This is a genomic window from Sediminibacterium soli (assembly GCF_009939225.1).
In the GTDB taxonomy this organism is placed as follows: domain Bacteria; phylum Bacteroidota; class Bacteroidia; order Chitinophagales; family Chitinophagaceae; genus Sediminibacterium; species Sediminibacterium soli.
In genome coordinates this window covers 1-1203 of record NZ_JAACJR010000007.1, presented here as the reverse complement: position 1 = coordinate 1203, position 1203 = coordinate 1, and the positions used below count along the sequence as shown (strand labels likewise).

The window sequence follows — 1203 nt, the reverse complement described above, 5'->3', positions numbered from 1 at the left end:
TGTAATAGTTAGTAGTTGATCTGACAGTTTAGGATTTTCTTTTTTGGTTTTTATAGGATATTGATAAAAAAGTTAGGCTGCTGGACTTATTTGGTTCAGCAGTTTTTGTTTGGCTAAGGTAATTGTTTCATCAAAAGTTTGCATCGGTGTTTTACCAAAGCAATATCGGCCACTGTGAGGTCGCTCCCGATTGTAGTGAAGCATCCATTGATCGAGGTCTGTTTGCAGGGCTTCCAGAGTTTGATAAATCTTTTTACGGAAGGTGACAGCGTAGAACTCATCTTGCATTGTACGATGTAATCTTTCACAGATGCCGTTACTCTGCGGATGCCGAACTTTGGTTTTACTGTGATCGATATTTTCGAGCTGCAGATACAGTTCATATTCGTGGTTCTCAGGTCTGCCGTTGAACTCCGTTCCCCGATCAGTGAGCATTCTTAAAATAGGGATCTCGTGTTGATCAAAGAATGGTATTACACGATCATTAAGTACATCAGCAGAGGTGATGGCATGCTTACTGGTATACAATTTGGCAAAGGCAACCCGGCTGTAAGTGTCGATAACGGTTTGTTGATAAATACGGCCAACCCCTTTAATAGTTCCTACGTAATAGGTATCCTGGGCCACCAGGTAACCGGGATGCTCGGTTTCAATCTCCCCGTGAGCTTCTTGCTTTTCTTTCTTGCGCTCCATAGCGATAACCTGGGCTTCGGTAAGGATCAATCCGTCCTGGGCAACCCGGTCCTCCAAAGCCTTTAAACGTTTGTCGAAGACTTCCAGGTTATGGCGCTGCCATACACATCGAATACCGGCGGCAGAGATAAAAATGCCCTTCTTTCTCAGTTCGTTACACGCCCTAAACTGGCCATAAGCCGGATAATCCAAAGCTATTTTCACAACAGCTTCTTCCACACCGGGTTCAACACGGTTTTTAGGAATGGGTTTGCGCCGGCTGATCTCCCGCAATGCTTCTTCACCACCGGTGTTATAAAGCTCTTTAATGCGGTAGAAGCTGTCGCGGCTTGTGCCCATCAACTTGCAGGCACGGGTTACATTGTTCAATTGTTCGGCCAAATTCAGAAGGCCTACGCGAGATTTGATTAACTTAGTTTCAGAGTTCATGATCTGACATTTTGGGGTTATTAAATAAGTGTTGTTACTTAAATTTAATCCCATTTGTCAGATCAACTCTTAACTTCTACA

At 43.8% G+C, this 1203-nt stretch carries 1 protein-coding gene; it reads right to left on the bottom strand.

Going from position 1 to position 1203, the window contains the following annotated elements:
• Positions 1-72: 72 nt before the first annotated feature.
• A complete protein-coding gene (locus GWC94_RS07285) occupies positions 73-1122 on the bottom strand; it encodes an IS481 family transposase (protein WP_161834393.1) in 1050 nt (349 codons plus the stop codon).
• Between the last annotated feature and the right edge of the window lie 81 nt (positions 1123-1203).

What these genes read in the sequence shown, in the direction of transcription:
- GWC94_RS07285 (WP_161834393.1), bottom strand. Translation starts at nt 1,122, where the DNA reads ATGAACTCTGAAACTAAGTTAATCAAATCTCGCGTAGGCCTTCTGAAT.